At 71.7% G+C, this 23,703-nt stretch carries 20 protein-coding genes; 9 read left to right on the top strand and 11 right to left on the bottom strand.

Annotated features, from left to right (window positions below; all coding sequences use genetic code 11):
• Positions 1-92 precede the first annotated feature (92 nt).
• Entirely contained in the window at positions 93-8,156 is an 8,064-nt protein-coding gene (locus tag ACZ7M7_RS16095) for an SDR family NAD(P)-dependent oxidoreductase (RefSeq protein ID WP_472116966.1), read from the top strand.
• Between the two features lie 23 nt (positions 8,157-8,179).
• On the opposite strand, the gene ACZ7M7_RS16100 is transcribed toward ACZ7M7_RS16095, so the two are convergent.
• The 3 genes from ACZ7M7_RS16100 to ACZ7M7_RS16110 all read right to left on the bottom strand — a co-directional run bounded on the left by ACZ7M7_RS16100 (position 8,180) and on the right by ACZ7M7_RS16110 (position 9,810).
• A complete protein-coding gene (locus ACZ7M7_RS16100; protein ID WP_472117986.1) occupies positions 8,180-8,722 on the bottom strand; it encodes an AAA family ATPase in 543 nt (180 codons plus the stop codon).
• Between the two features lie 28 nt (positions 8,723-8,750).
• Complete coding sequence (locus ACZ7M7_RS16105) at positions 8,751-8,933, bottom strand: hypothetical protein (protein ID WP_451168613.1); 183 nt, start codon at positions 8,931-8,933, stop codon at positions 8,751-8,753.
• Between the two features lie 67 nt (positions 8,934-9,000).
• Positions 9,001-9,810 (bottom strand): alpha/beta fold hydrolase, encoded by an 810-nt coding sequence (locus tag ACZ7M7_RS16110; RefSeq protein WP_472116969.1) that lies wholly within the window; start codon positions 9,808-9,810, stop codon positions 9,001-9,003.
• A gap of 131 nt (positions 9,811-9,941) precedes the next feature.
• On the opposite strand from ACZ7M7_RS16110, the gene ACZ7M7_RS16115 reads away from it, so the two are divergent.
• Positions 9,942-10,778, top strand: a complete 837-nt coding sequence (locus tag ACZ7M7_RS16115) for a DUF1206 domain-containing protein (protein WP_383627745.1) — start codon at positions 9,942-9,944, stop codon at positions 10,776-10,778.
• 28 nt (positions 10,779-10,806) lie between these two features.
• Positions 10,807-11,241, top strand: a complete 435-nt coding sequence (locus ACZ7M7_RS16120) for a hypothetical protein (protein ID WP_383602289.1) — start codon at positions 10,807-10,809, stop codon at positions 11,239-11,241.
• Between the two features lie 82 nt (positions 11,242-11,323).
• Here ACZ7M7_RS16120 and ACZ7M7_RS16125 read toward each other — a convergent pair whose 3' ends face one another.
• A complete protein-coding gene (locus ACZ7M7_RS16125) occupies positions 11,324-11,992 on the bottom strand; it encodes a TetR/AcrR family transcriptional regulator (RefSeq protein ID WP_472116973.1) in 669 nt (222 codons plus the stop codon).
• 64 nt (positions 11,993-12,056) lie between these two features.
• On the opposite strand from ACZ7M7_RS16125, the gene ACZ7M7_RS16130 reads away from it, so the two are divergent.
• The gene (locus ACZ7M7_RS16130; protein ID WP_472116976.1) at positions 12,057-13,670 is read left to right on the top strand and encodes an FAD-binding oxidoreductase; all 1,614 of its coding nucleotides are present in this window, start codon (positions 12,057-12,059) and stop codon (positions 13,668-13,670) included.
• Between the two features lie 51 nt (positions 13,671-13,721).
• Here ACZ7M7_RS16130 and ACZ7M7_RS16135 read toward each other — a convergent pair whose 3' ends face one another.
• Positions 13,722-15,236, bottom strand: coding sequence for a monooxygenase (locus ACZ7M7_RS16135; protein ID WP_472117989.1), 1,515 nt, complete (start codon positions 15,234-15,236; stop codon positions 13,722-13,724).
• 64 nt (positions 15,237-15,300) lie between these two features.
• On the opposite strand from ACZ7M7_RS16135, the gene ACZ7M7_RS16140 reads away from it, so the two are divergent.
• Together ACZ7M7_RS16140 and ACZ7M7_RS16145 are read left to right on the top strand one after the other, a co-directional pair.
• Positions 15,301-15,966, top strand: coding sequence for a TetR/AcrR family transcriptional regulator (locus ACZ7M7_RS16140; RefSeq protein WP_472116979.1), 666 nt, complete (start codon positions 15,301-15,303; stop codon positions 15,964-15,966).
• A 169-nt stretch (positions 15,967-16,135) separates the two neighbouring features.
• On the top strand, positions 16,136-18,025 hold the full coding sequence (locus ACZ7M7_RS16145; RefSeq protein ID WP_472116982.1) for a propionyl-CoA synthetase: 1,890 nt from the start codon (positions 16,136-16,138) through the stop codon (positions 18,023-18,025).
• A gap of 43 nt (positions 18,026-18,068) precedes the next feature.
• Here the strand turns inward: ACZ7M7_RS16145 and ACZ7M7_RS16150 are convergent, their stop codons facing one another.
• Positions 18,069-18,569, bottom strand: a complete 501-nt coding sequence (locus ACZ7M7_RS16150) for a PaaI family thioesterase (protein WP_451168608.1) — start codon at positions 18,567-18,569, stop codon at positions 18,069-18,071.
• A 93-nt stretch (positions 18,570-18,662) separates the two neighbouring features.
• On the opposite strand from ACZ7M7_RS16150, the gene ACZ7M7_RS16155 reads away from it, so the two are divergent.
• The gene (locus ACZ7M7_RS16155) at positions 18,663-19,130 is read left to right on the top strand and encodes a winged helix-turn-helix transcriptional regulator (protein ID WP_383602272.1); all 468 of its coding nucleotides are present in this window, start codon (positions 18,663-18,665) and stop codon (positions 19,128-19,130) included.
• Positions 19,131-19,173: 43 nt separating this feature from the next.
• Here ACZ7M7_RS16155 and ACZ7M7_RS16160 read toward each other — a convergent pair whose 3' ends face one another.
• Positions 19,174-19,989 carry a DUF899 domain-containing protein gene (locus ACZ7M7_RS16160; RefSeq protein ID WP_472116985.1) on the bottom strand — a complete coding sequence of 272 codons (816 nt, stop codon included), beginning with the start codon at positions 19,987-19,989 and terminating at the stop codon, positions 19,174-19,176.
• Positions 19,990-20,357: 368 nt separating this feature from the next.
• Here ACZ7M7_RS16160 and ACZ7M7_RS16165 point away from each other — a divergent pair, with 368 nt between their 5' ends.
• The gene (locus ACZ7M7_RS16165; RefSeq protein ID WP_383627733.1) at positions 20,358-21,005 is read left to right on the top strand and encodes a dihydrofolate reductase family protein; all 648 of its coding nucleotides are present in this window, start codon (positions 20,358-20,360) and stop codon (positions 21,003-21,005) included.
• Here ACZ7M7_RS16165 and ACZ7M7_RS16170 read toward each other — a convergent pair.
• A complete protein-coding gene (locus ACZ7M7_RS16170; protein ID WP_472116988.1) occupies positions 20,986-21,579 on the bottom strand; it encodes an NUDIX hydrolase in 594 nt (197 codons plus the stop codon). The two genes, ACZ7M7_RS16165 and ACZ7M7_RS16170, sit on opposite strands and share 20 nt — an antisense overlap.
• 197 nt (positions 21,580-21,776) lie before the next feature.
• Here ACZ7M7_RS16170 and ACZ7M7_RS16175 point away from each other — a divergent pair, with 197 nt between their 5' ends.
• Positions 21,777-21,920, top strand: a complete 144-nt coding sequence (locus ACZ7M7_RS16175) for a hypothetical protein (protein WP_383602260.1) — start codon at positions 21,777-21,779, stop codon at positions 21,918-21,920.
• 99 nt (positions 21,921-22,019) lie between these two features.
• Here ACZ7M7_RS16175 and ACZ7M7_RS16180 read toward each other — a convergent pair whose 3' ends face one another.
• The 3 genes from ACZ7M7_RS16180 to ACZ7M7_RS16190 all read right to left on the bottom strand — a co-directional run bounded on the left by ACZ7M7_RS16180 (position 22,020) and on the right by ACZ7M7_RS16190 (position 23,675).
• Positions 22,020-22,310 carry a DUF6355 family natural product biosynthesis protein gene (locus tag ACZ7M7_RS16180; protein ID WP_383602257.1) on the bottom strand — a complete coding sequence of 97 codons (291 nt, stop codon included), beginning with the start codon at positions 22,308-22,310 and terminating at the stop codon, positions 22,020-22,022.
• A gap of 215 nt (positions 22,311-22,525) precedes the next feature.
• On the bottom strand, positions 22,526-23,083 hold the full coding sequence (locus ACZ7M7_RS16185) for a TetR/AcrR family transcriptional regulator (RefSeq protein WP_383602254.1): 558 nt from the start codon (positions 23,081-23,083) through the stop codon (positions 22,526-22,528).
• Between the two features lie 10 nt (positions 23,084-23,093).
• A complete protein-coding gene (locus ACZ7M7_RS16190) occupies positions 23,094-23,675 on the bottom strand; it encodes a sugar O-acetyltransferase (protein ID WP_472116992.1) in 582 nt (193 codons plus the stop codon).
• Between the last annotated feature and the right edge of the window lie 28 nt (positions 23,676-23,703).

Here is a 23,703-nt window from a genome sequence, read left to right on the forward strand (position 1 = left end):
CCGGCGGAATCACAAGCCCTCACCACCACGCACAGTTCCCGCGCCGTACGCTGATCGACAAATCGACGCGGTTCGTACGAGGGGGATGCCTGGTGGGTGTGGCGGACGTGTTCGAGGTGCGGTCTGTCCCGGAGTTGCTCGTCGGCAACTCCGTACGCCATGGCGACAAGGTCGCGTTCGCCGACGACCGGCGCGCGGTGAGCTGGGCCGAACTGGAGCGTCGGACCGCTCGGTTGGCCGTGCGGCTGGCGGTCGGCCGGGGTACCAGGGTGGCGTTCTGTCTGGACAACGGCGTGGAGGTGGTCGAGGGCCTCCTCGCCACGGTGCGGGCCGCCGCGGTCGGTGTGCCGTTGAGTTCCCGCGCCACCGACGCTGAGCTCGCGGCGTTGCTGGCCGACTGTGATCCGACCGTGCTGGTCACCGACCGGCGGAATCTGCCGCGGATCGCCCGACTGACGGCAGGTCGGGCCCTACGGCTGGTGGTGACCGGCGACGGCCCGGCGCCCGACGTGGCCTCACGCTTCGAGGACCTCGTCGCCGAAGCCTCGGCCCCGCCCCCTGACGATCTCGGTCTGGACGAGCCGGCGTGGCTGTTCCACACATCCGGCACCAGCGGCACGCCCCGGGCCGCGGTGTCCAGTCAGCGCTCGGCACTCTGGTCCGCCGTCGCCTGTTACGTCCCCCGGCTCGGGCTGTCGGCGACGGACCGGGTGCTGTGGCCGTTGCCGCTGTCGCACACCTACGCCCACTCGCTGTGCGTACTGGGCACAACCGTGGCCGGCGCGAGCGCACGGATCACCGCGGCACCGGAGCCGGGCGAACTGGTCCGACTGGTCGAGGAGTACGCGCCGACGGTCCTCGGTGGAGTCCCCCTCACGTACCGCCAGCTACTCGATGCCGGTCTGGGGGCGGTGCCCTCGCTGCGGTTCTGCGTCACCGCCGGCGCGCCCAGCGGGCCGGATCTGCGGGAGCAGGTCGGGATGCGGTTCGGTGCCCCGCTCCTCGACGGCTACGGCAGCACCGAGACCTGCGGCAAGATCGCCGTGGAGCTGCCCGACGGGTCGTCCGTACGCGGTAGCAGCGGGCCACCGTTGCCCGGTACGGACGTTCGGCTGGTCGATCCCGAGAGCGGACGGGCGGTCACCGGCGGCGCGGAGGGCGAGATCTGGGTCCGCGGCCCGGGCGTCATGCTCGGCTACCACAACCGGCCCGAGGAGACCGCCGCTGCCGTACGCGACGGCTGGTACCGGACAGGTGACCTGGGCCGGCTCGACGAGGACGGCAGCCTGACCGTCACCGGCCGGGTCAGCGACCGGATCGTGCGCGGCGGCGAGAACGTCGACCCCGCCGAGGTCGAGCAGGTGCTGCGCGGCCTGCCCGGGGTGCGGGACGCGGCCGTGGTGGCGCGGGCCCATCCGCTGCTCGGCGAGGTTCCGGTGGCGTTCGTGGTTCCCGCACGGTCCACCCTCGACACGGCAGGCCTGCTGCGTGCCTGCGCCGCGGTGCTCTCCGCGCACAAGGTCCCGGACGAGGTCCTGTTCACTCCGGCCGTTCCGCGCACCGCTGCCGGCAAGCCGCGCCGGGCCCTGCTGCGCGAGGCCCTCGCCGAGCGGACGGCCGAGCCGACGCTCGAGTTGCTGGCCGACCGCACGCCCGGTGAGCGGCGGGCCGCGCTGACCGACCTGGTGTGTGCGGAGGCGTCTGCCATCCGCGGGTCGGCCGCCGATCCCGGCACCGCGTTCGCCGATCTCGGTCTGACCTCCATGGACGCGATGTCCCTGTGGCACCGGCTCAGCCTGCGCACGGGACTGCGGCTGCCGGCGACGCTGGTCTGGGACCACCCCAACCCCGCCGCGGTCGCCGCCCATCTGGACACCCGCCTGCACGGGACTGCCGCGCCCAGGACCACGTACCCGACCACGCACACGCCCGCGGTACCGCAGCGCGGTCCGCATGCCGAGCCGGTGGCGATCGTGGCCCTCGGCTGCCGATACCCGGGCGGGGTGGGCTCGCCCGAGGATCTCTGGCGCCTGGCGGCCGACGGAGTGGACGCCACGGGCGAGTTCCCGACCGACCGGGGCTGGGACATCGACTCCCTGCACCATCCCGACCCCGACCGGATCGGCACCACGTACACCCGCCGCGGCGGCTTCCTCGACAACGTGGCGGACTTCGACCCGCTGTTCTTCGGTATGTCACCGCGCGAGGCGATGGCCACCGATCCCCAGCACCGCCTGCTGCTGGAGGTCGCCTGGGAGACGCTGGAACACGCCGGCATCCCCGCGCCGGAGATGCGCGGCACCGACACGGGCGTGTTCGTCGGACTGATGCACGTCGGCTACGGCCACGGCATCGCGCCGCACGAGCTGGAGTCGCACATCGGCATCGGCTCGTCGGGCAGTGTCGCCTCCGGCCGTATCGCCTACGTCCTGGGGCTGCGCGGCCCGGTCATGACCCTGGACACGGCCTGCTCGTCCTCGCTGGTCGCGATGGACCTGGCCGCCAAGTCGCTGCGCGCCGGGGAGTGTTCGCTCGCGCTGGCCGGCGGCGTGACGGTGCTGTCGAGCCCGCAGCCGTTCGTCGCGTTCAGCCGCCAGCGCGCCCTGTCGCCGGACGGCCGTTGCCGGCCGTTCGCCGCGGGCGCGGACGGCACCGCCTGGGGTGAGGGCGTCGGTCTGGTACTGCTGGAGAAGCTGTCGGACGCCCGGCGCAACGGCCATCCGGTGCTGGCCGTACTGCGCGGGTCCGCCGTGAATTCCGACGGTGCGTCCAACGGCCTGACCGCCCCCAACGGCGAAGCACAGCGGGAACTGATCCGGCTGACCCTGGCCGATGCGGGGCTGCGGGCGGCGGACGTGGACGTGGTGGAGGGACACGGCACGGGGACCGCGCTCGGTGACCCGATCGAGGCCGGCGCCCTGTTGGCCACCTACGGTCAGGACCGCGACCCGGGCGACCCGGTGTGGTTGGGCTCGGTCAAGTCGAACCTCGGGCACACCCAGGCCGCGGCAGGCGTGGCGGGCGTGATCAAGATGATCGAGGCGATGCGTCACGGCGAACTGCCCGCCTCGCTGTACGCGGAGCAGCCCTCCCCGCACGTCGACTGGTCCGCAGGCGCGGTGCGGCTGCTCGACCGGCCGCGACCGTGGCCACCCGGGGACCGGCCGCGACGTGCGGCTGTCTCGTCCTTCGGTATCGGCGGTACGAACGCGCACGTGATCATCGAGGAGCCGGCGGTGGCCGATTCCGGCGATGCGGCTGGGGGCGCCGGGTTCAGGTCCGATGCTGGAGCGGGCGCCGGTTCCGGTGTGGGATTGGGCACGGAAGCTGGCGTCGGCCCCCGTGCGTCATCGGACGCGGAAACAGTCGCCGGCCCCGGTACGGCATCAGACGCCGGGCTCAGGGACGGAGCAGGAGCGGAGCCGCGCGCCGAGTCGGAGCTGGCACCCGGTGCCGACGTCCTCCCGCCCCCGACCCTGACCCCGATCATGCCGGCAATCCGACTGCCGATCACACCCTGGCTGATCGGCGGCGGCGACGAGGCCGGCCTGCGCGCCCACGCCGCGAGGCTCGCCGCCGCGCTGGCCGACGTGGCGGACGGGTCGGCAGCGCTGGACGTCGCGTACTCACTGGCAACCACCAGGGCACCGCTGACCCGCAGGGCCGCTGTGCTGGCCCCCGATGCCGAGGGGCTGCTCGCCGGGCTGCGCGACCTGGCCGACGGTGCCGGCACACCGGCGCTGCTGCGGGGCACCGCACGTACCCGTCCGAAGGTGGCCCTGCTCTGCGCGGGCCAGGGCGCCCAACGGCCCGGTATGGGCCGCGAACTGCGCGCCGTCTTCCCGGTCTTCGACGCGGCGTTCACCGGGTGGTGCGAGGAGTTCACGCCGTGGCTCGACCGGCCGCTGCTGGAAGTCGTCGACTCCCCCGATGACGGCCTGCTGAACCGCACCGACTACGCGCAGCCCGCGCTGTTCGCCTTCGCGGTCGCGCTGCACACGCTGCTCGCCGACTGGGGGGTACGGCCGGACCACCTGGTCGGTCACTCGATCGGTGAGCTGGCCGCCGCCCACATCGCCGGTGTGTTCTCCCGCGCCGACGCGGTCCGACTGGTCGCCGCCCGCGGCCGGTTGATGGCGGCCCTGCCCACCGGCGGCGCGATGATCGCGGTGCGGGCACCGTTGGCCGAGGTGACTCGCCATCTCGGCGAGGAGCCCGGCCCGGTGGCGGTCGCGGCGGTCAACGGACCGACGTCGGTCGTGCTGTCCGGCGACGAGGATGCCGTGACGGCGCTCGCCGCCACCATCGGACGCCCGTCCCGCCGGCTACGGGTCAGCCACGCCTTCCACTCACCGCTGCTGGACCCGATGCTGGCCGAGTACCGGTCCGTCGCCGAGACGGTGACCTACCACCGGCCGTCCGTCCCGGTGGTGTCCACGCTGACCGGCCGTCCGGAGCAGGACGCGCTCGCCGACGCCGAGCACTGGGTACGGCAGGCGCGTGAGACGGTTCGGTTCGCCGACGCGGTGCGGTGGTCGGCCGACAACGGCGTGACGGCGTTCGTCGAGGCGGCACCCTCCGCCTCGCTCGCGGTGGCGGCCGAGGACTGTGTCGCGCCGGACGCGAGCGCGGTGTTCACGTCGTGCCCCGATCCGCGTACGGCACTCGATGCGCTGGCCGCGCTGCATGTGCACGGGGTGCCGGTGGCCTGGCGGCAGGTGTACGCGGGCAGCGGTGCCCGTCGGCGTCCGCTGCCCACCTATCCCTTCCAGCGACAGCGCTACTGGCTGAACGCCGTGCGGCACCGCACCCCGTCCGGCCACCCCCTGATGGGGCAGCCGCAGCACGATGCCGACGGGCCCGGGATCCGGCACACAGCCGTACTGTCCACCACGGACCACCCCTGGCTGGCCGACCACGCGATCGGCGACCGGGTGGTGGTGCCCGCCACCCTCTTCGCCGAACTGGCCTGCCGGGCCACCGGCGCCCCCGGCGCCGTCCGGCTGGCCGAACTGGCCTTCCACGAGCCGCTCGTGCTGTCCCCGGCGGACGGAATGCAGGTGCAGGTGGTCGCCGGGGCACCGGACGCAGCGGGCGGCCGGCCGGTCACGGTCTGGGCCCGCGCGGTCGGCGCCACGGGGCCGTGGACCCGGCATGCCACCGCGACGACCGCCCCGGCCCAGGATCCACCCACCGATCCGAGCGAGTCGTGGCCGCCCGCGGGCGCCGAGCGGATACCCGTCGACTATCCGCGCCTCGCGGCGTCCGGCCATCACTACGGGCCCGCCTTCCGCGCGGTGAGCGCCCTGTGGCGCCGGGACGGTGAAGTCTTCACCGAACTGGCGCTGTCGCCCGGCGAAGCGGCGACGGCGGACTCGTACACCCTGCACCCCGCTCTGTTCGACGCGGCGCTGCACGCCGCGCTGCTGGCCGAGGAGCCGGGCGAGCGACCGCGTGAGCCGCGGGCGCCGCTCGCCTGCACGGGCCTGACGGTGTACGCCACCGGTGCCTCGGCGGCGCGGGCCGTCGTACGGCGCCTCGGCGAGGACGAGTTCCGGGTCACCCTCACCGACCCCGCAGGCCGGCCGCTGGCCGCCGTGGAGTCCGTGGTCACCCGCGCGATCCCCACGGCAGCCACAGCACGTGCCGAGACATACCGCCTCACCTGGCGGCCCGCGGCGCCGGTCCACGACGCGAGCCCGGAGCACGAGTTGCTCGACGTGGCCCAACTCGCCGCGGCCCTGCCCGAGGGCGCCACCCCGCCAGAACGCGTCCGCGAGCTCCTCACCGCCGTGCTGGAGGCCGTACGCGAATGGACCTCGGATGCGCGGCCGGGCCGTCTGGTGGTGCTCACCCACAACGCCACCGGCGACGACCCGGACCTCGCCGAGGCCGCGGTCGCAGGGCTGGTGCGCAGTGCCCAGTCCGAGCACCCGGACCGGATCGTGCTGGTCGACCGGGCTGGAGTCCCGGCCTCACCGGGGGACTTGGCGGGAGCACCGGGAGACCTGGAGACAGCGCTGCGATCCGGCGAGCCACAGCTCTGCCTACGTGACGGTCTCGTCCTGGTGCCCCGGCTGGTCCTCACGGATCCGCCCACCGCCGAGCCACCGGCGCCGGACCCCGAGGGGACGGTGCTGATCACCGGTGGCACGGGCGCGCTCGGAGAGAGCCTCGCCCGGTATCTGATCGCCGAACGCGGCGTACGACACCTGCTGTTGACCGGCCGCGGCGGCCGCGTCCCGGACTGGGCGGGCGGCCTGCCCGCGAAGGTGAGCGTGGTGGCATGCGACGTGAGCGACCGTGCGGCCGTCGACGCCCTGGTCGCGTCCTGCCGACCGGCTCCGACGGCCGTCTTCCACCTTGCCGGGGTGGTGGACGACGGCGTGGTGGACGCCATGACCCCCGACCGGCTCGCGACGGTGCTCGCGCCGAAGGCGGACGGTGCCTGGCATCTGCACGAGGCGACGAAGGACCTCGGCCTGTCCGCATTCGTGCTGTACTCCTCGGCAGCCGGAGTCCTGGGCCGGCCGGGCCAGTCGAACTACGCCGCTGCGAACGGCTTCCTCGACGCGCTCGCCCGGCACCGCGTGGCCCACAAGCTGCCCGCCCAGGCCTTGGCCTGGGGGCCGTGGGCCACCGCGGACGCGGACGGGATGGCGGCCCGCGTCGCGCCCGCACGTCTCGGTGAGGGCGGCGTCCTGCCGGTCACGGAGGGAGAGGGCGTGCGTCTCCTCGACACGGCCATGCGCCTTGCGGAACCGGTGCTGGTGCCGATCCCGTTGGACCTCGACGCTGCGGGCGGCCCGGCCGCGCCGTCCGTCCTCGCGGACCTGGTGGCGCAGCGTGCGGCTCGGTCCGAGCGGTACGTCACTGACGTACCGCCCCCTGGGACTGCTGGGGCTGAGGGGGTCGTCAGGGCCACTGCGCAGGCGCCTGGCGCGTGGCGCGAGCGGCTCGCCACCGTCGCCGCGCCCGAACGCGAGACCGTGCTGGCAGAGCTGATCGGCGTCGAGGTCGCCGCGGTCCTGGGCTTCGCCGACCCGGCCGCACTCCCCGCCGAACGAGCCTTCACCGAGCTCGGCTTCGACTCCCTGACCGCCGTACAGCTCCGCAACCGCCTCAGCGCGTTCACACGCGTGCGACTGGCTCCCACCGTCGTGATGGAGTACCCCACGCTGCCCGAGTTGGCGGCGCACGTCCATGCCGCCCTGATCGAGGCGGGCGCGCTGCCGCAGGACGGAGCCGGACCACCAACTCCCGCGGCCGCCACGGCGGGCAGTAGTGCGGAAGCAGAGAACGGACGGGACGCCCCCGACCTCCAGTCCCCGTCCTCCTCCCCCTTCCGGTTCAGCACCCTTTACCACCGAGTGCTGTGCGAACAGGGACCGTTGGAGGCGATGGCGCTGCGCCACCTCGCGTCATACGCCCTGCCGGCCTTCTCCGACGGGGAACGCACCGAGCATGCGGTCCCGCCGGTCCGGCTCGCCCACGGCGACGGCACTCCGCTGGCGTACATCCCGGACTACCTCTCACCGCTCTACCGCGAACCGACCACTCTGGCCGAGCAGTTCGACGGCGAACGCGACCTGTTCCTGCTGGAGCATCCCGGATTCGGAACGCGCCGTGCCGTCCCCGACAGCGTGGCCACCCTGGTGCGGACGCACGCCGAGACCGTGCGCGCTCTGCCCACGGACCAGGCACCGGTCATCGTCGGCTACTGCGCCGGCGGTGCGATCGCGCACGCCGTGGCCCGTCATCTCGCCCGCGCGGGGCACCCTCCGGCCGGCGTGATCCTGATCGACTCCCATGCCGGAGTGCTGCGCCGCGACGACCCTCGTGGGCTGGCCCTGATGGCCGCCGGCGCCGCTCTGCCGGACGACGTGGTCGACGAGTTGGACGACTCGTTGCTGATCACCGGAGGCGGCTATGCGCGTGTGCTCGAGAACTGGCAGCCCGAACCGTCCGTGGTCCCTGCCCTGTTGCTCCGCGGCCGGCCCACGCCGCACATGCGGCAGTCGGCCCCCGACGGGGACTGGCAGCCGCGCTGGCCGCTGCCCCACGACAGCGCGGACCTGCCCGGCGACCACTTCTCCGTGCTGAACCGCGACGCCGGCAGCACGGCAGCGGCTATCCGTACGTGGCTGACGAGGTGACCTCGTCCCACACGTCTTCTTCCTCAGCGGTCGATCGCCGGCACCCGGTCCAGGCCCGTCTCGCGCATGATGCGGTCCACGGTCGCGTGCAAGGAGCTTCCGGCGTCGATGACGGTCTCGATCCCGTCGGGCAGCAGGTCCCGTTCGCGGTACCAGTCGCGCAGGTGCTGGTCGGTGACCTCGGCCAGCAATGCCGGGTCGGGCTTCGTCGCATGCCGTGCGAGGGTCTCCTGCAACGGCACGTCCAGGTAGTAGCAGCGCGTGGTGCCGCGATGGTCGTGGATGAGGTCCTTGAGCATCGGACCGTACCGGTCGGCGTACAGGATGCCCTCGACGACCGTGTGGAACCCCGCGGACAGTGCGTAACGGACCGTCATGTCGATCAAGCCGATGTTGGCTGCGCCGGGCCGATCGCGCTCGCGCAGCACGATGCGGCGCAGGTTGTCCTGGCCGACCAGGGCCAGATTGCGGCCGAACCGCTCGCGCAGGCCGGCCGCGACGGACGACTTCCCGGAGGCGCTGTTGCCGCGCAGGACGACCAGCCGGGTGTCATCCGTTCCCACCATCACGAACGGACACGTTACCGACGGACGGCTACTGCTGCGGGGCACACATCAGGGATGCGGGCAGATAACCGGACCGTACGCCCAACTGCCGGCCGTGCGCGAGGGAGGCAAGCGCGGCCGGCGCTACGGCACCCACCGGCAGCAGGCTCCGCGGGGCCGGGTCGCTTCCGGCGTTCTCGTGGTGCGCCACAAGCCGCTCTTCAGACAGCACGCGTGCGTGTGGACCTTGAGGTGCCTCGCCGGCCCGAGTCAGCTGTCGTCGGTCGAGTCCGGCAGGATCAGATCCCGCCCTCGACCTCGCGCCAGAAGTCGCCGACCCGTGTGTTGTACGCGTCCGGAGACTCCTGGAAGGGCTGATGAGCCTCCCCGGCCAGGATCTCGAAGCGGGCGCCCGGGATGGCGTCGGCCACGATCCGCCCGAACCGCGGAGGCGTGGTGATGTCCAGCTCCCCGGCGATGACGAGGGTCGGTGCCGTGATGCCGGGCAGCCGGTCGAGTGTGTCGTGGGGTGTGAAGCCCTCCAGTTGACGCTGGAAGGCCTCGGCGGACTGCGCGTACGGGAAGGCCAGCGTCTCCTCGATGAACCGCTCGACCGTGCCGTCGGCGTGGGCGCGGGGCGTGTAGATCCACAGATAGAACGCCTCCAGCATGGCCCGCTCGTCCGGCGCCTGGGTCGCCAGCCACTGCCAGAAGCGGGTCATGCCGGTGAAGTAGGCATCCGCTCGCGCCCACGTACTCGTGAGGACGAGGCTGCGGACAGCTTCCGGGTGACGGAGCGCCAGCTCCTGCGCGATCGCACTGCCGCCCGAGAAACTGACCACATGCGCCCTGTCGACCTGGAGCGCACGGAGCAGTTCCGCGGCATCGTCGGCCATCATCGCGACGGACAGGGGCCCGTCGGGCAGCGGCGTCCGCCCCGCCCCCCGGTTGTCGAAGGCGATGACCTGGTACCGGTCCGACAGCCCGTCGAGCTGCGCCTGCCACGCCTCGGCGGGATCGCTCAGCCCTGCGATCAGCAGAACCGCGGGCCCTTGGCCACGGCTCTCGGTCCAGATCGTGGTTCCGTTGGCTTCCACGTACGCGCCCATGGAAAACACCTGCCCCAGGACGCCGACTTCGTCACCGCAGCGGCCCTGACCGACCGGAAATTCCCCTGGCCGGCGGCATGGCAGCGTGTGTGACGGCCTTGCCGGGGCATTCGGTCTGCCGGGAGGTCTCCATGGACACGAGTGCGTTGGCACGGACAGGACGGTTCCGGGCTGAGCGGGCAGCGCGAGGTTCGGTCACCGAGGGGGCGGCGCGGGCGGGTCTCGCCGCCCGGGGAGTGATCTATCTGCTCGTTGGTGCGCTGGCGCTGCAGATCGCCTTCGGCAACACCGGCGAACAGGCCGACCGAGGTGGGGCGTTGGAGGAACTGGCGCACCAGCCCTTTGGTGCGGTGCTGCTGTGGGCGCTGGGCATCGGCCTCGTCGGGATGGCCCTGTGGCGGCTGTCCGAGGCGCTGTTCGGCTCCGTCGGGAAGGACGGCCGCAGCGCGCGCAAGCGAGCGCTGGCGACCGTCCGCTTCGCCTTCTACGTGTTCGTCGCCTACTCGGTGCTGTCCTTCGCGGCGAGCCGGAACCAGAGCGGCGGATCCAGCGACCAGCAGTCGCGGGACGCCACCGCCAGGGCACTGGAGATACCCGCCGGTCAGTGGCTGGTCGCGGCGGCCGGCATCGGCGTCGTCGTGGCCGGCGGCTGGATCGCCGTACGGGCCGTCCTGCGCAAGTACCACGACAAGCTCAAGCTCGGGCAGCTGAGCCGCCGGGCACGGCAGCTGGTGGACGTCACCGGTGTGGTGGGCGGTGTGGCGCGCGGGCTGGTGTTCGCCGTGGCGGGAGTCTTCGCCGTCCGAGCGGCGATCGACTACGAGCCCGACCGGGCAAAGGGGCTGGACGACACTCTGCGTACATTCGCCGACACTCCGCTCGGCCCCTGGCTGCTGGCCTGCGTCGCGACCGGTCTGGTGCTGTTCGGTGTGTTCTCGTTCGCCATGGCTCGCTGGCAACGTGTGTGAGCGGCGTCGTGCTGGAAACACGAAGCAGATGAGCGATTCCGAGATTCCGAATGGCGACGGCCGGCCCGTGGACGCGTACCTGGACCTCCTGCGCATCCGGATGGACACGGAGGACTACCGCCTTCTGCGGCGCCTGGTGGAACCGGTCCTCCAGGCGATCGCCGAGGAGCGCCTCTCCGGCCTCGACGTCGCGCTCGACTCCGGGGCCGGCGACGAGCTGCCCCAGGAGGTGCGCGACGAGGCCGCACTGGTCATCGCCACCGCCGTCACCGGTCGAATGGACAACGAAGTGGTCGAGATCGACGTCGACGACACCGGCCCGGTCCGCATCGTCACGGACGCGACCACCGCTGCCGACCCCGCCCGCCTCAGCGAGATCGCCGACTACATCAGGGAACGACACAGGGAGACAGAAGAGCTGCGGGGAATTGCCGAGGCAAGCGGGCTGCCCACGGACTTCTGAGCAGCGGCGACAGCGGCGGGCATCACCCGATCGGGCCATGCCCGCCGCACCGCCGCAGGGTCCCGAAGCCCGAGTACGCGCACTACGAGGCAGGTGCGCTCGGCGACGAGGACGATCCGCTGTCGCCCCCCGTGCCCAGGACGCCACGTCCGACGGCGAAGAGCCGCGCACACCGTTGCGCCATGGCCTCGGGCGACTGGTCGGGGTGGGTGATCCACCAGCGGACCAGGGCGGTGCACAGGCCCCGCCAAGCGTGCTTGAGCGCGTCGGCGTCGAGCGGATCGCCGGCACCGTCCGCGTGCACGAGATCGGCGGTGCCGATCGCCGCCAGGTCGTCGATGGCACCGCGGTAGTACGCCGCGCGCTCGGCGGCGTCGCTGTCGGGCGGCAGTGACGCGTCGTACAACACGAACCACGCCTCGCGCTGCCCGTCCAGAGCCGTGAACAGGCCTTGCAGCACACGCAGGGGCGTGGGCGGCCCACCCGTGTCGCCCGCAGCCATCGCGGCGCGGATCGCTTCGAGCAGCCGGTCGCCGATCGGGGTCAGGCAGGCGAGGTAGAGATCCTGCTTGCTGCCGAAGTACTGGTGCACCAGCGGTTTGGTGACGCCCACGCGCGCGGCGACGGCCGCCACGGTCGTGGCTTCGTAGCCGTGCCGACCGAACTCCTCCGTCGCCGCGGCCAGGACCTGCTGTTCGCGCGCGGCCCGTGGCACGCCCTTGGTACCGGCCTTGGAGCCCAGTCTTGTCATGCCCTCCAATTTACCCTACGGTAATTTACCGTTGGGTAAATTCGAGTCCCCTGGGAGTGCCGCCATGCCCGAGTCCGCGATCCACCCGATCGACCCCGGCGCCTCCCGCCTCCGCTCCTGGTGGGGCTGGGGCTACACCGACGCCCACCCGGACGACGCCGAATGCGCCGCCCTGGGCGCCCTGCTGCCGGGCACCCTGGCCCGCCCGCTGCCGGTACCCCGGGTCTCCGACCTGGCCATCGGCCGTCCCGGTGTCAAGCCACCGGCCGCCCTGGCGCACCTGGTCACCGACGACCCGGAGGCCCGCGCTGCGCACTCCATGGGCAAGGCTTACCGCGACGTCATCCGGGCCCTGCGCGGCCACCCCCGCCGGATCCCGGACCTGGTCGCCCGCCCCACCGACGACCAGGAGGTGGCCGACCTGCTGGAATGGGCCGGCGAGCACGGCGTGGCCGTCATCCCCTTCGGCGGCGGCTCCTCGGTGGTCGGCGGTGTGGAGTACCGCGGCGACGCCCACCAGGCCGTGCTGTCGCTGGACCTGACCTCGATGGACCGGGTCCTGGAGATCGACACCGCCAGTCGCGCCGCCCGCATCCAGGCAGGGGCCCTCGGTCCCGCCCTGGAGGCACAGCTGCGGCCCCACAACCTCACGCTGCGCCACTTCCCGCAGAGCTTCGAGTTCTCCACCCTCGGCGGCTGGCTGGCCACCCGGGCCGGCGGCCACTACGCCACCCTGCACACGCACATCGACGACTTCGTACAGTCCCTGCGCGTGATCACACCCGCGGGCGCGGGCACGTCCTGGCGGCTGCCCGCGTCGGGCGCCGGGCCGTCGCCCGACCGGCTGTTCCTCGGATCCGAGGGCACGCTCGGCATCATCACCGAGGCGTGGATGCGGCTGCAGCAACGCCCCCGCTTCAAGGCCTCGGCGTCGGTGGCCTTCGCCGACTTCCAGCGCGCACTGGACGCGGTGCGCGTGATCGCCCGGTCCGACCTCTTCCCGGCCAACTGTCGCCTTCTCGACCCGGGCGAGGCCGCGCTGTCCGGCGCCTCGCACGACGGCTCCGCCGTCCTGGTCCTGGGCTTCGAGTCCGCCACCGCCCAGGTCGACGATCGCCTCGCGACCGCCCTGGACCTGGCTCGCGCCCACGGCGGTCGCGGCGAGGCACCGACGGCCCACGGCGACGCGCCGGCCGACGGGCCGGTGAACGCCTGGCGCTCCGCCTTCCTGCGTATGCCCTATCTGCGCGACGGCCTGGCCCGCATGGGCGCCGTGGTCGAGACCTTCGAGACCGCCACCACGTGGGACAGGATCCCCGCCCTGATCGAGGCCGTCCGCACCGAGGTCGGCGCCGCCGCGTTGAAGGCCACCGGACACGAGGCCGCCATCAACTGCCGCCTGACCCACGTCTACCCCGACGGCGCGGCCCCCTACTTCACCGTGGCCGTGGCCGGCCGTCCCGGCGACGAGGTCGAGGTCTGGGACGACATCAAGGCCGTCGTGACCGACCTCCTGCACCGCCACCGCGCCACGGTCACCCACCACCACGCCGTCGGCCGCGACCACCGTCCCGGCTACGACCTCCAACGCCCGGAGCCCTTCGCCCTGGCCCTGCGCGCCACCAAGAACACCTTGGACCCCCACCACATCCTCAACCCCGGCGTCCTGCTCGACTGACGCAAGGGCGCTGCTTGTCCGGGGATCTCCTCTCCCGCCACAGGCAGCGCATCAAGCGGGAGTACCGGCCCAGGCGGTCAACGCGCGGGCCCGCTGATCATCACGTTCGTCGGCATCCCCGGTCCGGGTGGCCCAGGCCACGTGCCCGTCGGGTCGTACGAGGACCTCGCGCACCCCGTCCAGCTCCGCATGCTCGTCGTACGTGTCGACACTCACGGCCGTGACCCGATCGGCGTACCCGGAGTCGACGGCACCCTTCGGGCCCTGGTCCCCGGCCGGCGAGAGCAGAACGAAGCGGCCCTGGTGGAGCAGCTCGTACACCCGTGTCGCCGCCGAATCCACGGCTTTGAGTCCGACGTCGGGCATGCGCCGCCCCACCAGTGGATCGGCGTCCGGGGCCGTCGGCGGATAGACGGTGCCGAGCGCCGAAATCCGGTCGGCGAGCCGTCGGTTGACCTCCGGCATGCCCAGCAGCTGGTCGAGCAACCCGCGCAGCGCGGCGCCCGGCCGCTCGTATCGCGGGACGAGTGTCAGCTCCACGAGCAGGGTCTGGACCTCGGTGTTCTCCGTGACCGCCTGCCCGACCGGCCGACGCTCCGCGTCGTAACTGTCGAGCAGTCCGGGCGGCGCCCAGTTGTTGATGACGGCCGCCAGCTTCCAGCCCAGGTTCATGGCGTCCTGGAGCCCGGTGTTGAGCCCTTGCGCGGCCGCCGGGAAGTGGATGTGGGCGGCGTCGCCCGCCAGCAGGAGGCGCCCGGAGCGGTAGTTCGCCGCGAGCCGGGTCGCGTTGCCGAAGCGCGACAGCCAGCGGGGCTCAGCGATGCCGCAGTCGGAGCCGACGATGCGGATGAGGGACGTACGGAACTCCTCCAGCGTCACCGGCTCCGGGGACGGCACCCGCATCCGTTCCGGGTCCAGGTAGACGATCCGGGTCAGCCCTTCTTCGAGCGGCGCGATGATCAGCCCACGGGCCCGCGCGTCGTCGAGCGCTCCGGGCTGCGGGTCCATGACGGCGAAGTCCCCGAGCACTCCGGTCAGAGTCTCGTCCGTACCCGGGAAGTCGATCCCCGCGGCCTGTCGAACGACGCTGCGTCCGCCGTCGCAGCCGACCGCGTACCGCGCACGCAGTGTCTCGGTACGGTCCCCGGGGCCGCGCACCTCCACCGCGACCCCGGTGCTGTCCTGACGCACGCCGACGGTCTCGTGTCCCCGGCTGATCTCCACACCCAGCTCGCGTGCCCGCTCCTGGAGGAGGGCCTCGGTACGGGCCTGGGCCAGGAACAGCGTGTAGCCGTGCCGGGAGTCCAGGCGGCTGAAGTCCAGGTGTGTGGGCAGCCCTGCGAAGTGCCAGCCCGGCACGGTCCGCCCGAGCCGGAGGAACCGGTCGAGCAGCCCCCGCTGGTCCATCAGCTCCACGCTGCGTGGGTGCAGGCTCAGCGCCCTCGAGTCGCGCTGCGCTTCGGTGCGGCGCTCCAGGATCCGGGTACGTACGCCCGCCAGTGCCAACTCGCAGGCGAGCATGAGCCCGGTCGGTCCGGCACCCACGACGATCACATCGACGTCCATCAGAATCGCGCCTCCCATTTAGTGAACAGTGTTCACGTGAACGCCGTTCACTATAGTGAGAGCCATGAGTTCCACGTCAACCCCCGCTCGAGGACGGCCCGCGCGACTCGACCCTGTGCGCACCGTCGAAACGGCACTTGACCTGCTGGATCAATCCGGTCTCGAAGCACTGACCATGCGGCGGCTCGCCGATGCGATGGGCGTCCAGGCCGGTGCGCTGTACCGCTACTTCGCGACCAAGCAGGACCTGCTGACGGCGATGGCGGAGAGGATGCTGGCGGGTTTGGCGGAATCAGACGGGGAGGCGACTGACGGCGACTGGAGCGAGCAGCTGGCCGCCCTCGCCCACGCGATGCGCGCGGCACTTCTCGCCCATCGCGACGGGGCGCGCGTCTTCGCCGGCACGCACTCCACCGGGGCGAACACCCTGTGCTTCGCCGACCGCCTCGTCGGAGTTCTGCGCGATGCGGGATTCGCCGACGAAGAGGCCGCCCGGGCCCTGTTCGCGGTGGTCAACTTCACCGTGGGACACACCCTGGAGGAACAGGCGGCCGTCCAGCCGCAGAGCGGGGCTCCGGCAGCTCCGGAAGTCCTGCACGCCGCGGTGACGGCAGGCTCGTATCCGCATCTCAGCGCCACCCTGCCCACGCTCACCAGCACCGACTTCACACCCCACTTCGAGTTCGGGCTCGGCCTGGTGGCGGAGGGGCTGCGAGTGCGTCGGGGCTGAGCTCCAGTTCCGGCTCACCGGGGCCCCTCAACCGGCACTGCACTCCTCGACAGGACCCGGACCGCCGCGTCCCACTCGATCTTGTCGGTCGGGCGGCATACGGTGTTCGTGTCCCACGCCCCTTTCCACGCCACCGCAGTCAGGCACCGACGGGACGAAGGAGTCCGTGATGGGAATGTACGAGGATGTCTTCCGTGCCAGCACAGAGGACCCGGAGCGCTTCTGGCTGACGGCGGCGGAGGCCATCGACTGGGACGTCGCTCCGCAGCGCGCCCTGGACTCCTCGGGCGCCCCGTTCTACCGCTGGTTTCCCGACGGGCGGCTCAACGTCTGTTTCAACGCGCTCGACCGGCATGTCGAAGCCGGCCGCGGCGACCAGCCCGCGCTCGTCTACGACTCCCCCGTCACCGGAACCCAACGCACGTACACCTACGCGCAGTTGAGGGACGAGGTGGCGGCCTTCGCCGGGGCGCTCGCGCAGCTCGGCGTGGGGCGGGGCGACCGGGTGGTGATCTACATGCCGATGGTTCCCGAGGCCGCCGTCGCGATGCTGGCCTGCGCGCGCATCGGCGCGGTCCACTCGGTCGTGTTCGGCGGATTCGCCCCGCACGAACTCGCCCTGCGTATCGACGACGCCGCGCCCAAGGTGGTCGTCTCCGCCTCCTGCGGCGTCGAGGGCAAGCGTGTCATCGCGTACAAGCCGCTGCTCGACCGGGCGATCGAACTCGCCACCCACAAGCCGCAGAAGAGCATCGTCCTGCAACGCCCGCAGGGGCAGGCCGAGTTGGGGCCGGACGATCTCGACTGGGCCGAACTGGTCGCCGCCGCACCGCCGGCCGACTGCGTTCCCGTCGCCGCCACCGATCCCCTGTACATCCTCTACACGTCCGGAACGACCGGAAAACCCAAGGGAGTTGTCCGCGACAGCGGCGGCTACGCGGTCGCGCTGCACTGGTCGATGGGCGCCGTGTACGACGTGGGTCCGGGCGAGACGATGTTCACCGGCTCCGACGTCGGCTGGGTCGTCGGGCACTCGTACATCGTCTACGCGCCCCTGCTCGTCGGCGCGACGACGGTCCTGTACGAGGGCAAGCCGGTCGGCACTCCGGACGCGGGCCAGTTCTGGCGCGTCGCCGCCGAGTACCGGGCCAAGACCATGTTCACGGCGCCCACCGCCTTCCGGGCCATCCGGAAGGAGGACCCGAAGGGAGCGTTCACGGCCGAGTACGACCTCTCCCACCTGCGCTATCTCTTCCTCGCCGGCGAACGGCTCGACCCCGAGACCTACCACTGGGCCGGCGCCCTCCTGGACATCCCGGTGATCGACCACTGGTGGCAGACCGAGACCGGCTGGCCCATCGTCGCCAACCCGGTCGGCATCGAAGCCGCCCCGGTCAAGCCCGGCTCCCCCACCCGTGCGCTGCCCGGCTGGGACGTCCGCATCTTCGACGCGTCCGGCGCCCCTGTACCCCCGGGTGTCGACGGCGCGATCGTCGTGAAGCTCCCCCTGCCGCCCGGCGCGCTGCCCACCCTCTGGAACGACGACGACCGCTACGTCGCCTCGTACCTCTCCGCCTTCGACGGCTACTACCTCACCGGCGACAGCGGGCACATCGACGAGGACGGCTACGTCTTCGTCATGGGCCGTACCGACGACGTCATCAACGTCGCCGGGCACCGGCTGTCGACCGGCAGCATGGAAGAGGCCCTGGCGGCCCACCCCGACGTCGCCGAATGTGCGGTCATCGGTGTCGCCGACGCCCTCAAGGGACAGGTGCCGCGCGGCTTCGTGGTCCTGAAGGCCGGTACCGCCCGCGACCCGGGCGAGGTCGAGGCCGAACTCGTCCAGCTCGTACGCGACCGCATCGGCGCCGTCGCCTCCCTCAAGGACGTCGCGGTCGTGGCCGCTCTGCCCAAGACCCGCTCGGGGAAGATCCTGCGCAAGACGATGCGGGGCATCGCCGACGGCCACGACGAACCCATCCCCTCCACCGTGGACGACGCGAGCGTCATCGAGGCCCTACGGCCCGTGCTCCGCCGCTCCGGTCAGACCTCGTGAACGGCTGAGTCAGGTCCGGACGACGAAGGGGCACCGCTGCCGCTCACCCTTGAGTGGGCGGCACCGGGAACAGCATGCAGCTACTGGTGGCATGCGCGAGCAGGCGATCCTTCGCGTCGACCAACTGCGCCTGCGCCAGGGCGGTTTGACGCCCCTGGTTGACGACCGTACCGATGGCGCGCACCGTCCCGGTGTCCACGGTGATCCGCCGCAGGAACTTCACCGTCAGGTCGAGTGAGGTGTACGCCATGCCCTGCGGAAGGGTGGACTGGACGGCGCACCCCGCGGCCGAGTCGAGCAGCGTGGCGAAGATGCCGCCGTGCACGCTGCCGATCGGGTTGTAGTGCTCCTCGCCCGGCGTCAGGGAGAACACCGCTCTGCCGGGTTCCACCTCGTCCAGGGTGAAGTCGAGGGTGTGGCTGACGGGTGGTCCCGGCAGCCGCCCGGCCACCAGCTCACGCAGGAAGTCGATGCCCGCCATGCGTCCGGCGGCTTCCGCCAGGACGACGGGGTCGTCCCAGTTGTACGTACGTGTTCGTCCCACGGTCCAGTGCCTTCCCCTCTGACTTCGTCCATTGAAGCTAGCTCTGTCTGCGTCTGACTGTCAATGGCGAAGCCAGGCTCGTACGATGGGGGGATGGAGTGGCTTGAGGCGAGCACGGAGAACTGCCCCGTCCAGCGCACGCTCGACGTGGTCGGAGAGAAATGGACGATGCTGATCCTGCGCGACGCCGCCAACGGAGTCCGCCGCTTCGACGACTTCCACCGTCACATCGGCCTTTCGGAAGCCGTCCTCAGCGACCGCCTGCGCAAGCTGACCTCGGCCGGCATCCTGAAAACCGTCCCCTACCAGGAGCCCGGCAGCCGCGCTCGCAACGAGTACCGCCTGACCCGCAAGGGCTGGGACCTGTGGCCCGCTCTCATGGCGCTCGGCCAGTGGGGCGAGACGTACCTCCTCGACCCCGAGGACACCCTGCTGGACATCCGGCACACCGACTGCGACGCTCCGGTCCGGGTCGTCGTCGAGTGCTCCGCGGAACACTCCGCCCTCAACCCCTGGGACGTCACGGCCCGCCTGGGACCGGGCGCCCGTCGCCGGTCGTGAGCCGGCGACCGGGCCTCAGCCGTGCTGTTTCCGCCGCGACGCGTCAGTGACCCTGGCCGTGTCGGCCGAGGGTCTCCACGGGAGTCGCACCGGGGCGGGTCCACTGCGGTACGGGGCGGCCCGTCGAGCCCCAGGTGGCGACGCCCTCGGCGTCCGTGCGCCAGTACCAGCAGATCGGCGAGCCGTGCCCACCGACCGGCGCGCCGGCCTCAGGGGCCTCGGGCCAGCCCTGCGGGTTGTCCTCCCACCCCTCGCGGCGGCCGAAGGGCGTCATGTCGAGCAGGCCGAGGGACCCGTTGACCGGCTCGTTGCCACGCCCGGTCGTCGAGTAGGTCAGGAACACGCGGTCGCCGTCGCGCAGGTAGCAGGTGAGGTACCCCATGTCCCCGCCGACCGGCTCGTCGACGTCGCGCACCGAGTACCAGGGCTGGGTGTAGCCCATGAAGTCCACGAACGAGGCCACCTCGTCCCACTCCCCCGTGGTCACGATGGCGAAGGAGACGCCGCGGGCGTTGAGGTAGACGGCGTCCTTCATGTGCCAGGCCGTGGTCGTGCAGCCCTCGCACTGTCCCTGGTGCGGCGCGCCGTCGTACCACATGTGCTTGTAGACGATGAGCTCGTCGCGGCCCTGGAACAGGTCCAGGAACGGGACCGGCCCATCGGGTCCGTCGACCTCGACCGTCCCGTCGAACTCCACCATCGGCAACCGGCGGCGGGCCGCGGCGATGGCGTCGCCCTCGCGCGTGTGGGCCTTCTCGCGGACCAGAAGCCCGTCACGGGCGGCCTGCCAGGTGGCCAGGTCGACGACGGGCGGGCGGCCCGGCAGCTCGGTGGTCGGGTCGTGCGGCGTGGTCGTCATGGTGTCCTCCGTGGCGATGCATGGCCGGGCAGCGTCGTACGGCGCCTTTCGGCGGTCACCAGAACAGACTCGCAACCCGGACGGAACTCATCGCGGCATGGGCGCGCATGTGGAGCAGTACCGCCTTCGACACCGCCGCCCGACGGTCATCGGCATGGGTGCCAAGGTTCTCGATCCGATGGCCGTCCTCGACGAGTCCGTGCCACGATGAAAACGTCCCGCGGCGAAGACGCGGCCGAGGCACACGCATGATCGACCTCGGTGGCGGCTTCCAGCGGCCCGAGGTGGTGGCTGACCGACGACTGGGAGTAACCCGGCCAGGTTGCCGATCCGGTCACCGCATCCATTGCGCAAGGGAGTCGCCAGCCATGTCACGCGCCCGCGTCCACAACTTCTCCGTTTCGCTCGACGGTTTCGCCACCGGTGAGGGTCTGAGCCGTGACGCGCCGTTCGGCCACGCCGGCGAGAGGCTGCACCAGTGGATGTTCGCCACCCGGTGGTGGCACGAGAGGGTCGGCGAGCCCGGCGGTTCCGACGGCCTCGACGACGCCTTCGTGCGGCAGTTCACGCCGGGGATCGGGGCCGAGATCATGGGCGCCGGAAAGTTCGGCTACCCCGGATGGCACGACGACCAGGAGTGGAAGGGGTGGTGGGGACCCAACCCGCCCTTCCACACACCGACCTTCATCCTCACCCATCACACGCGCCCGTCGATCGAGATGGAGGGCGGCACGACGTTCCACTTCCTCGACACCTCGCCCGCCAAGGCGCTCGAGACGGCCCGCGAGGCCGCGGGCGGCCAGGACGTACGCATCGGCGGCGGGCCCACCGTGATCCGCGACTTCCTCGCCGACGGGCTCATCGATCACGTGCACGTTGCGGTGGTCCCGATCGTGCTCGGCCGAGGCGTCCGCCTGTGGGACGGGCTGGAGGACCTCGAGAAGGACTACGACATGGAGGCCACCTCCTCGCCCAGCGGAGTCACGCACCTGACGCTCACCCGATCGGGTCTCTGACCCCACCCATTTCGCCGGCCCATCCCGACACCGGCACACCTTCCCGCATGCAGACCACCGTCCCGGAGGTAACCGCAGCGTGAAGCGCCGTCAAGGTGCGTACGTCTGCGGCCGTTTGCACGTCCTCGAGTTCGTCCAGGCTGACGAAGGCGTACTGATCGTGCTCGGGACTCAAACGAATCGGGGTTCCCTCCGCGAGCGTTCCGCCGTCGAAGAAACAGTCGAGCACCGGCCCCGTGCCGCAGACGTCCACGCGGTGGTCGATGCCGATCAGCCTCAGTTCGGACCGGAGCTCAACTCCGATCTCCTCGTGGGTCTCCCGCCAGGCCGCCGCGCACGGGTCTTCGCCGTGATCGAGCATGCCGCCGGGCAGCCACCAGTCCGCGGCAAGCGGTTGACCGGGGGCGTACCGCACGAGCAGCATCCGCCCCTGACTGTCGAGGAGCATGACGCATGAGGCGATGAGCGCCTGAGGCTGGGTCTTGATCCACTCCTCGCGGGGCACCCACACCACGCCGGCCGCTCCTCCGGCATCCGCCTGCGGCGATACCGCGGCCTCTTCGTTCACGGTCACTTGCAACACTCCCGTAGAGATCGCTCTTTCCGATGAGGTGCGGTCGCGCGGGCCGAGCCCGCCGGCCCCTGTCCTTCGCCGAACGGGCGGCCCCGCCACCAACCGGCTGAATCCGCAGGCTGAGCAGCGTGGCTTCGAGGGCCAGGGCTGTCGGCCCGGAGCAGGGTGGTCGGTGCTGTCGTCGTCGAGGAGGACTTGTGAAGCGTCGCGTCGTCGCCGTACTGGCCACCGTCTTCGCCGGGCTGATGCTGTGCGCCGCCCCGGCCCCCGCTCATGACGACCATGGCACCGTCGAGAGCAACGACTGGAACATCCCACTCACCAGCATCCGTCTGCCCTAGCGCCGAGTCCGCCGGGGCCGAGCCGAACGGGCCGGCCGGCCCGAGCCGGCTGACCCATTCGTGAACTGCCCGACACCGCACCACCGAGGTGACTGTTCGTCAGCAGGTACGGCCGACGTAGTGGGCGCCCTGGATCTTGGCGGCGGAACCGAGCCAGCTCTTGCCCGGGCCGACGCACCGCTCGTAGTCGGCCGCGAGGGCGACCTCGACCTTGATGACCACCCGCGAGCCGTCGGACGTGCAGTGGTTGTAGAAGGCGTCGGAACCGGTCTCGTAGAAGCCGCACGGGTCGGCTGCCGCTGGGCTCGCCTGGGCGGTCACCGCGCCCAGGGACGTGAGGACGAGAGCGGCGGAACCGAGAGCACCGGTCAGCATACGACGAATGCGCAAGGGAGACTCCTTGGCCAGGGCAGGGCTGAAGGGCCCAAGGCCCGGTGCCTGCCGATCAGTTGGATCCTGCATCAGGATCGCCGTGCCGCCCCACGCTGCTGAGGGAGTAGCGCGCCGTTCACCTGGCGAATCGTTCTGTCGCTACATCCATGGGGTGATCTTGCCCGATTCCCCGGTCCGGACCGGTCAAGGCTGTGCAGACAGCTGAGCCCGGGTCAGGGGGCACGCCTGCCGGTTGCGGTGATGCGGGCGATCGCCTCGACCGTGAGGGCACGGTCGTGGGGTTGACGCGACAGGGCCCGGTGGAGCGTCAGGCCCTCGATGAGCGCGTCGAGCTGGCGGGCGGTGTCCGGGTCGAAGTGCTTTTCGAGGTGGACGCGGCTGCGGCGCATCCATTCGTGGGTGAGTTCCCGGTAGGCGGGCTGGCGGGCGGCCAGGGTGTACAGCTCCTGAGTGAGCACGAGGTCGCGTCCGCTTCCCTCGGACAACATGTGCACGAGGTCGGCCACTGCCTGGCGGGCCTGGTCGGGATCCGCCGGGGCGGACAGGTGGGCGTCGAAGACGGCAACGATGTGGTCGGTGAAGCGGCTGAACGCTTCACGCAACAGGTCGTCCATGCCGCTGAAGTGATAGGTCATCGATCCCAGCGGGACGCCGGCGCGCACGGCGATCTTCCGGTGGGACACGCGCGCGATGCCCTCCTCGGCGATGAGGTCGAGGGTGGCGGCGATGATGCGTTCGCGGCGCTGGGGGTCGGTGTGTCCGGTGGCCATGACGACAGACTTACAGGCTCCGCACCACTCGAGCAGGGTTCCCGACGGCGACGACATTCGCGGGGATGTCCTTGGTGACCACCGCGCCGGCACCGATGACGGAATTGTCCCCGATGGTGACACCGGGCAGGACGATCGCGCCACCGCCGAGCCAGACATTGTCGCCGATGGTGATCGGTCGGGCGGCTTCCAGCTTGTCGCGGCGGGGCTGCGGCTCCAGCGGGTGCGTGGGGGTGAGCAGTTGGACGTTCGGGCCGATCTGGCAGTCCTCACCGATGGTGACGGCCGCGACGTCCAGTGCGGTGAGGTTGTGGTTGACGAAGGTGCGCGCCCCGATGGTGATGTTGCTGCCGTAGTCGACATACAGGGGCGGCCGAACGTGGGCCTCCTCGCCGAGCGCGCCGAGCAGTTCGGCGAGGATCGGCCGGGCGGCGTCGGCGTCCTCGGCGTAGCCGGCCTGGTAGCGGGCGGCCAGGCGTACGGCCTCCTGCTGCCGGCGGGCGATCTCCGGATCGTCGGCGATGTAGAGGTCGCCCGCCTGCATGCGCTCGAGGTTCGTGCGCGGATCCTGCGCGAAGTAGTCCGTCGGCATGGGCACGAGCGTACACGGCCGAGTGTAC

It is taken from the genome of Streptomyces sp. NPDC111606 (genome assembly GCF_055656945.1).

Bases quoted from the DNA above. Each gene is read 5' to 3' on its own strand.
- ACZ7M7_RS16100 (WP_472117986.1), bottom strand. From the start codon at position 8,722: ATGGTGGGAACGGATGACACCCGGCTGGTCGTCCTGCGCGGCAACAGC.
- ACZ7M7_RS16135 (WP_472117989.1), bottom strand. From the start codon at position 15,236: ATGGACGTCGATGTGATCGTCGTGGGTGCCGGACCGACCGGGCTCATG.
- ACZ7M7_RS16140 (WP_472116979.1), top strand. From the start codon at position 15,301: ATGAGTTCCACGTCAACCCCCGCTCGAGGACGGCCCGCGCGACTCGAC.
- ACZ7M7_RS16115 (WP_383627745.1), top strand. From the start codon at position 9,942: ATGGACACGAGTGCGTTGGCACGGACAGGACGGTTCCGGGCTGAGCGG.
- ACZ7M7_RS16165 (WP_383627733.1), top strand. From the start codon at position 20,358: ATGTCACGCGCCCGCGTCCACAACTTCTCCGTTTCGCTCGACGGTTTC.
- ACZ7M7_RS16160 (WP_472116985.1), bottom strand. From the start codon at position 19,989: ATGACGACCACGCCGCACGACCCGACCACCGAGCTGCCGGGCCGCCCG.
- ACZ7M7_RS16190 (WP_472116992.1), bottom strand. From the start codon at position 23,675: ATGCCGACGGACTACTTCGCGCAGGATCCGCGCACGAACCTCGAGCGC.
- ACZ7M7_RS16185 (WP_383602254.1), bottom strand. From the start codon at position 23,083: ATGGCCACCGGACACACCGACCCCCAGCGCCGCGAACGCATCATCGCC.
- ACZ7M7_RS16110 (WP_472116969.1), bottom strand. From the start codon at position 9,810: ATGGGCGCGTACGTGGAAGCCAACGGAACCACGATCTGGACCGAGAGC.
- ACZ7M7_RS16145 (WP_472116982.1), top strand. From the start codon at position 16,136: ATGGGAATGTACGAGGATGTCTTCCGTGCCAGCACAGAGGACCCGGAG.
- ACZ7M7_RS16125 (WP_472116973.1), bottom strand. From the start codon at position 11,992: ATGACAAGACTGGGCTCCAAGGCCGGTACCAAGGGCGTGCCACGGGCC.
- ACZ7M7_RS16120 (WP_383602289.1), top strand. From the start codon at position 10,807: ATGAGCGATTCCGAGATTCCGAATGGCGACGGCCGGCCCGTGGACGCG.
- ACZ7M7_RS16130 (WP_472116976.1), top strand. From the start codon at position 12,057: ATGCCCGAGTCCGCGATCCACCCGATCGACCCCGGCGCCTCCCGCCTC.
- ACZ7M7_RS16155 (WP_383602272.1), top strand. From the start codon at position 18,663: ATGGAGTGGCTTGAGGCGAGCACGGAGAACTGCCCCGTCCAGCGCACG.